Below are 6,135 nucleotides of genomic sequence, written 5' to 3'. Positions count from 1 at the left end.
CAAGACGTATATGCGCTCCCATACCCTCGGGATGCGGGCTGAATAGATTGCTTGCTTGCCGCGACGTTTCTCGATCAAAAGCGCCGTTCCATTCTCGATCGCTGACACGATCATCGAGAACTCGCCAGGGGCGAGGATGATTTTGTATCTGGCGAGGAGTTGCCGGTGGAAATGCCAGTGTTGGCTGGAGATCGCTACCCCCACCCAGCGCGGATCGAGTTCCTCGACTTCGTCGGTCATCGGCCGTGATGACGCTGACGGCGCGGGTGATAGCCCGGTCGGTTACCCTTGCTGCGGTTCACGCTCATCGGCACGATCGCGAGGTTTTCGGCCACGTGCAGGCCGCTGACCCAATCCGAGCGCAGTGGAAGCACGTGGTCGACGTCGTACGCGATTTCGTCGACGGCGCTCCGTCGCTTAGCTTCATCGTAGACTGCTTTTATCGCCGCCCGATCCGCCCACGGCGGAGTCTGCCGGCGGCGCCGCTGATGATAATCTCGACATAATTCAAGTGCGCGGCGACGGCGGCGATCCTGCGTCGCTTGCATCCTCAGATTATCGGCACGCGCGATTGGACGACGGCGATCCATCTCTCACTCTCGGTTGGTGTTGGAGGGCGTGATTGCTACGCGACGGCTTGGTCACTGGATGTGATCATCAGCCGAACGACCCAGGCCGGATCAGGCCCTTGGGCGATGATTCGGCCGTCGCGCATCCCGATGAAACCCTCATCGCCGGTCCGGCTACGCGCGATCTGGTAGAGGTGTCTTCCGCGCGTGAAGCGGATTGGCTGAGGGCGTCGAATGCTCATCGGACCAACTCCCAGCCCTTGTAGCGGCCGTCGTGGAACACCGATCGGACGACGCCCAAGCGCTGCTGAGCGGATAGGGTCGCGCCCACCCGCTTCCGCATCAGGACAATGGTCTGCTCGTCAGCGCTCAGGCCCCGCGCCTTGATCTGCTCCTTCACGAGGTCAAGTGAGGTGATGGGGGTGTTCGCCCGCTTCAGCATCTGGATGACGAAGCGAGACGCCTCGCCCTTCGTCGCACGATGTTTCGTGGGGTAGCGGACTACGCGGCTGACGTCGGCGTTCGGGTCGAATAGCCTGATCGTCGCGTCGACATGGTCGAGGTCGCAAATGACTTTACGTATCTCGGCCCGGTGGAACTTCAGCATGCCAGCGAGTTGGGCGCGCTTCTCCACCAAGCCGGCGACGGTGTTGGGACGTTGTGGTGTAGCTTCCATGTCCAGGAAGCTAGACAATACAGCGGGTTAGGTCACCCCGGCGCTAGGTGCGTTTGCTCCATAATGGCGGAGTTCTCCGCCCAGGCGCTGGACTCCCTGCGCCAGCCGCTGGAGACCGGCGAGGTGGTGGTGGCCCGCGCCAACGCCCACGTACGCTATCCGGCCCGCTTCCAGCTGGTGGCGGCGATGAACCCCTGCCGCTGCGGCCTGGGCGGGGCCGGGCGCGGGGCCTGCGGGCGGGCGCCGCGCTGCCAGACCGACTATCAGGGACGCATCAGCGGGCCGCTGATGGACCGCATCGACCTGCAGGTGGAGGTCCCGCCGGTCACCGCCGCCGACCTGGCCTTGCCCCTGCCGGCGGAGGGCACCGCCGAGGCGGCCCGCCGGGTGGCCGCGGCCCGCGCCCTGCAGCTGGAGCGCGCCGCCGCCGGCGGCGCAACGGCTGAGCCGCTGAACGCCCAGGCCGACGGCGACCGGCTGGAGAAGATCCTCGACCTCGACCCCGCCGCCCGGGCGCTGTTGTCGCGGGCCGCGGAGGCCGGCGGGCTGACCGCCCGCGGCTGGACCCGCACCCTGCGGCTCGCCCGCACCATCGCCGACCTGGAAGGCGCCGCCGCCGTGCGGCGCGTGCACGTGGCCGAGGCGCTGGTCTATCGCCGCATCGCGCCGGGCGCCCCGGCGAGCCAGGCGTCGACGCGCGCGGCCGGCTTCGCGTAGATTGACGCCGGCAACCCCATGGGCGCATCCGGGAGGCGGCGATGACCGAGCTGCGCAACACGGTGGTCCGGATCGCCGGCGCGCCCGCGGGGCTGCCGACGCCGGCCGATTTCGAGGTGGGCGAGGCGCCAGTCGTCCAGCCCGGCCCGGGCGAGGTGCTGTTTCGCTCGATCTACATGTCCATCGACCCGGCCATGCGCCGCAAGATGCCCTCCCCCACAGCCGCCCCCGGGCCCCTGGGCGGCCAGGCCCGGATCGGCGACCTGATGGTCACCGGCCAGACGCCGCCGCTCGACGGCTGGAACGGCGGCCACGTGGGCCAGGTGATCGCCTCCAACCACCCCGCCTTCAAGCCCGGCGACTTCGTCAAGGGCGGCGCCTGCTGGCAGGTCTACCACACCATGCCGGGCCGGCTGCTGGTCAAGCTCGATCCGCGGCAGGCGACGCTCAGGGCCGAGCTGGGGGTGATGGGCCCGCCCGCCTTCGTGGCCTATTGCGGCATGGAGACGATCGCCCGGGTGAAGCCGGGCGAGACCTTCGTGGTCTCCGCGGCCGGCGGCGCCGTCGGCATGGTGGCCGGCCAGATGGCCAGGCTCGCCGGCGCGCGGGTGGTGGGGATCGCCAGCGGCGAGAAGTGCGCCTACGTGGTCGACGAGCTGGGCTTCGACGCCTGCGTCGACCGCAACCAGGAAGAGATCGGCGCCGGGCTCGACCGCGCCTGCCCGGGCGGGATCGACGCCTATTTCGACAATGTGGGCGGCGAGATCCAGCGGGCGGCGTTCGACCGGCTGAACGACTTCGGCCGGCTGGTGGTCTGCGGCATGGTCAGCGAATACAACGCGCCGGAGGCCGACCACGGCCCGCCGCTGCGCCCGGTGCTGCGCAAGCGGCTGAAGATCCAGGGCTTCGTGGTCTACGACCACTACGACATCCACCCCGAGTTCCGCCGCAGGATGGCCCGCTGGCTGGCCGAGGGGAAGATCAGGTACCGCGAGCACGTGGTGGAAGGCCTGGGGCGCGCGCCGGCCGCCCTGATCGGCGTCCTGCAGGGCCGCAACCAGGGCAAGATGATCGTCAAGCTCGGCGAAGACCCCACCGGGGCGGCCTGACCTCGCGCTCAGGCGCCGTGCGCCGGCGCCGTCGGTCGGCGAGCAGCGTGCCGACGCCGAGCGCGGCCAGGATCAGGTAGCTCCAGATCGTCAGGCTGCGCAGATAGGCCAGGCTGCGCACCTTGGCGTCGGCGACGATGGCCAGGTGGGTGACCACCCCCAGAAGCTGGAACGCCGCGGCGAACAGCAGCCAGGCGCCGTTGCGCGTCAGGGCCAGCCAGACGAGGACGCCCAGGAAGACGATGTCGACCGAGAGGATGCCCCACTGGGCGTCGAACCAGTCACGGCGGTTCTGGACCAGCAGGGTGATCAGCCAGGCCGCGAGGTTGGCCGCCGCCGCCAGCCGTTCCGGCGGCCCGCCGCGCCAAAGGGCGTAGCCGGAAATTGCTCCCATGACCGGCAGCCAGACCGAGTGCTGCACGATGTGGAAATGCATAGGGCCCCCAGTCGCCTGAGGGCCCAACTTGCACGCGCCGCGGCGCGGCGCGCAACTGCTCGATGCGAGGCTAGCCGGCCTTGGCCACCGCCGGCGGGACGACCTGCAGGGCGCGCACGCCCGGATCTTCCGGCTTGTCCGGCTCGCCGTACATCACGGCGCCCAGGCCGATCTGCTTCTGGGCGAGGCTGAGCTCCTTGTGCGCCTCGACGATGGCCCGGCGGGCTTCAGTGAGCGCGGTGATGGACCTGGACGCCCATTCCACGGCCCCCTGGCCCACCAGGGCCGAGAGCCCCGCCTCGGCGCGCATGCTGGGCATGACGCCCGCAAGGGCCGCGGCCTTGCCGAGCGCCGCATCGATGGCGGTTTCGGCCTCGAACAGCGTGGAGGCGACTTGGTCTGCAATCAGACGGCGTTGCTTGAGCATGGGTGTTCTCCGTCGCGCGCAGCAGGCTGGCGCGGGTGGGCTGAGGTTGAAGGAAAGGACGGCGGTGAAGGCGCCGCTTAAGCGCTAGAGCAGGTCCTGGAGGGCGTGGAGCCCCGCGAGCAACGACCCGAACGCCATGGCCGAGATGATGGCGATGGCCAGGATCGCTCCCAGGCGAGCAAGGGGACTTAACTGGAGTCCGCCGGCCCTTCCCCAGCTTCCGGCCTGAAGTTCTCGTCCAGGAGAACCCAGGTCAGGCAGAGGATCTCTCGCAAAACCATCTCGGACGGCTTGAACCGCGCCAACTTCCGCGACGCCGAAACCAGGTGACGCGCCATGTCCGCCTGTGTTTCGGTGGCCGCCAGATCGACGAGCTGCCGCTCCAGCTGCGTCCAGGAGAAGATCGGGATCGACTCCTCCGAAGGGGTGGGCGCCGGCCAGCGAGCCTCGAAGTCGTCGATCTCCCGGCGCAGCCGCACCGCCCGGCCGACCGCCACCCGGTTCTCGAAGCTCTTCCAGTCGCTCATGTACGCCGCCTCCCGACACGCCCTCATCGAGACAGGGCGGCGGGGGATTGTCTGTCCTGACCGGGTCGTGTCCTGACACGATCAGGACAGCCGCATCGCGGTCGAGGGCGGCGAGCAGGCGGGCCGCGGCGTAGCGGTCGCCGACGCCGAGCTTGCGGCGCGCGCGGTCGCAGTAGGTGTCGACGGAGGTCTTGGCCATGCCGAGCCGACGGGCGATCTGTTTCGACGACAGGTGCTGGTCTACGAGCCTGAGACACTCCCGCTCGCGCGGAGTCAAAAGCTCGATCTTCGACCCGCTCATCGGTTGAATGCCCGCATACGGCGAACAGTAAACGCTGCAATGACGGAGTCGTCTACTTTGCCGTGGGCCGGACGCCACGTCACCGCGGGCGCCCGGACTCGATGCTGATCAGGAAGCCTTGATGCAACCCAAAGACGCCGCCGGGCCCGACCCCGTGGATTTCGCCATCGGAGCCCGGGTGCGCGCCCGCCGCCGGCAGCTCAATCTCAGCCAGAGCGAACTGGCCGCCGCGCTGGGGGTCTCGTTCCAGCAGGTGCAGAAGTACGAGCGCGGGGTCAACCGGGTCTCCGGCTCCACCCTGGTGGCCACGGCCGCGGCCCTCGACATCACCGTCGGCTGGCTGGTGGGCGAGGAGGGCGCCGGCGGGCAGAGCGACGACGTGTTCCGCGCCCTGTCGGCCGCCGGCGCGCTGGAGATGCTGCAGGCCTACGCCCGCATTCCCGGGGTCCGCTCGCGCGCGGCCCTGCTGGCGCTGGCCCAGCAGATGGCCGCGGCGGAGGACGCCGCTTGACCGCCCGTTAAGCCGTGGCGGGTAAGGCTCGGGCCATGCCGCGTCCCGCCAAGCCCCGCCGCCCGCACAGCGACGCCGCCGACCAGTTCGCGGCGCTCAGCCACGAGTTCCGCACGCCGCTGAACGGCGTGCTGGGAATGTCGCGCCTGCTGGAGGGCACCCGGCTCACCGCCGAGCAGCGGGCCTATGCCGCGGCCATCCGCGACAGCGGCGAACACCTGCTGACCCTGGTCAACGACGTGCTGGACTTCGCCAAGCTGGGCGCCGGCAAGGTTGAGCTGCATCCGGGCGAGGTCGAGGTCGCGGGCCTCTTGCGCGGCGTCTGCGAACTGCTGTCGCCCCGCGCCCGCGAAAAGGGCGTCGAGATCGCCTGGGCGGCGCCGGCCGACCTCGGCGCGATCCGCGCCGACGAGGGGCGCCTGCGCCAGATCCTGCTCAATTTCGCCGGCAACGCCGTCAAGTTCACCGAGACCGGCGGCGTGCTGGTCAGCGTCGCCCGCACCGACACGGGCCGCCTGCGCTTCACCGTCGACGATACGGGCCCCGGCGTCTCGGCGGCGCAACAGGAACGCATCTTCGAAGCCTTCGCCCAGGCCGACCCGAGCCACGCCCACATGGGCGGCGCGGGCCTGGGCCTGGCCATTGCGCGGCGCCTGGCGCTGGCCATGGATGGAGACGTCGGCGTCGAGGACCGCGAGGAATGCGGCGCGCGGTTCTGGTTCGAGGCCGGCTTCCGCCCCAGCGCCACAGCCACGGCGCCGTCCGATATGCTCGCCGACCGCATGGTCGGCGTGGTCTCGGCCAACCCCATCGTGCGCGACGCCGCCGCCCAGCAGATCGCGGCGTGCGGCGGCGACGCCGT

The 6,135-nt window shown here is 70.1% G+C and carries 9 protein-coding genes and 2 pseudogenes; 4 read left to right on the top strand and 7 right to left on the bottom strand.

Features of this window, described 5'->3' with window-relative positions; translation table 11 throughout:
* The 3 genes from VGL30_RS14765 to VGL30_RS14755 all read right to left on the bottom strand — a co-directional run.
* The coding region (locus VGL30_RS14765; RefSeq protein ID WP_331540773.1) for a hypothetical protein at window positions 1–240 on the bottom strand (240 nt) is incomplete at its 3' end.
* Window positions 237–548, bottom strand: a complete 312-nt coding sequence (locus tag VGL30_RS14760; protein WP_331540772.1) for a hypothetical protein — start codon at window positions 546–548, stop codon at window positions 237–239. The genes VGL30_RS14760 and VGL30_RS14765, both read right to left, overlap by 4 nt.
* Window positions 549–807: 259 nt before the next feature.
* Window positions 808–1,176 carry a hypothetical protein gene (locus tag VGL30_RS14755; protein ID WP_331540771.1) on the bottom strand — a complete coding sequence of 123 codons (369 nt, stop codon included), beginning with the start codon at window positions 1,174–1,176 and terminating at the stop codon, window positions 808–810.
* 132 nt (window positions 1,177–1,308) lie between these two features.
* Here VGL30_RS14755 and VGL30_RS14750 point away from each other — a divergent pair.
* Window positions 1,309–1,962, top strand: a pseudogene (locus VGL30_RS14750) (ATP-binding protein); the annotation flags it as partial.
* A gap of 41 nt (window positions 1,963–2,003) precedes the next feature.
* Window positions 2,004–3,071: an NADP-dependent oxidoreductase gene (locus tag VGL30_RS14745; RefSeq protein ID WP_331540770.1), complete on the top strand. Its 1,068-nt coding sequence runs from the start codon at window positions 2,004–2,006 to the stop codon at window positions 3,069–3,071.
* Here the strand turns inward: VGL30_RS14745 and VGL30_RS14740 are convergent.
* The 4 genes and pseudogenes from VGL30_RS14740 to VGL30_RS18860 all read right to left on the bottom strand — a co-directional run.
* A complete protein-coding gene (locus VGL30_RS14740) occupies window positions 3,037–3,507 on the bottom strand; it encodes a hypothetical protein (protein ID WP_331540769.1) in 471 nt (156 codons plus the stop codon). The two genes, VGL30_RS14745 and VGL30_RS14740, sit on opposite strands and share 35 nt — an antisense overlap.
* Before the next feature lie 70 nt (window positions 3,508–3,577).
* Entirely contained in the window at window positions 3,578–3,934 is a 357-nt protein-coding gene (locus tag VGL30_RS14735; RefSeq protein ID WP_331540768.1) for a hypothetical protein, read from the bottom strand.
* Between the two features lie 188 nt (window positions 3,935–4,122).
* Entirely contained in the window at window positions 4,123–4,461 is a 339-nt protein-coding gene (locus VGL30_RS14730) for a hypothetical protein (protein WP_331540767.1), read from the bottom strand.
* 127 nt (window positions 4,462–4,588) lie between these two features.
* Window positions 4,589–4,762, bottom strand: a pseudogene (locus tag VGL30_RS18860) (response regulator transcription factor); the annotation flags it as partial.
* Between the two features lie 121 nt (window positions 4,763–4,883).
* On the opposite strand from VGL30_RS18860, the gene VGL30_RS14725 reads away from it, so the two are divergent.
* On the top strand, window positions 4,884–5,273 hold the full coding sequence (locus tag VGL30_RS14725) for a helix-turn-helix transcriptional regulator (protein WP_331540766.1): 390 nt from the start codon (window positions 4,884–4,886) through the stop codon (window positions 5,271–5,273).
* Window positions 5,274–5,308: 35 nt separating this feature from the next.
* A partial coding sequence (locus VGL30_RS14720; protein WP_331540765.1) for a sensor histidine kinase occupies window positions 5,309–6,135 on the top strand: 827 nt, incomplete at its 3' end.

The sequence above is a fragment of the Phenylobacterium sp. genome (assembly GCF_036502675.1).
In the GTDB taxonomy this organism is placed as follows: domain Bacteria; phylum Pseudomonadota; class Alphaproteobacteria; order Caulobacterales; family Caulobacteraceae; genus Phenylobacterium.
This window is presented reverse-complemented; position numbering and strand designations above follow the sequence as displayed.

Coding starts and splice junctions, on each gene's coding strand:
- VGL30_RS14760 (WP_331540772.1), bottom strand. CDS start 548: ATGCAAGCGACGCAGGATCGCCGCCGTCGCCGCGCACTTGAATTATGT.
- VGL30_RS14755 (WP_331540771.1), bottom strand. CDS start 1,176: ATGCTGAAGTTCCACCGGGCCGAGATACGTAAAGTCATTTGCGACCTC.
- VGL30_RS14745 (WP_331540770.1), top strand. CDS start 2,004: ATGACCGAGCTGCGCAACACGGTGGTCCGGATCGCCGGCGCGCCCGCG.
- VGL30_RS14740 (WP_331540769.1), bottom strand. CDS start 3,507: ATGCATTTCCACATCGTGCAGCACTCGGTCTGGCTGCCGGTCATGGGA.
- VGL30_RS14735 (WP_331540768.1), bottom strand. CDS start 3,934: ATGCTCAAGCAACGCCGTCTGATTGCAGACCAAGTCGCCTCCACGCTG.
- VGL30_RS14730 (WP_331540767.1), bottom strand. CDS start 4,461: ATGAGCGACTGGAAGAGCTTCGAGAACCGGGTGGCGGTCGGCCGGGCG.
- VGL30_RS14725 (WP_331540766.1), top strand. CDS start 4,884: ATGCAACCCAAAGACGCCGCCGGGCCCGACCCCGTGGATTTCGCCATC.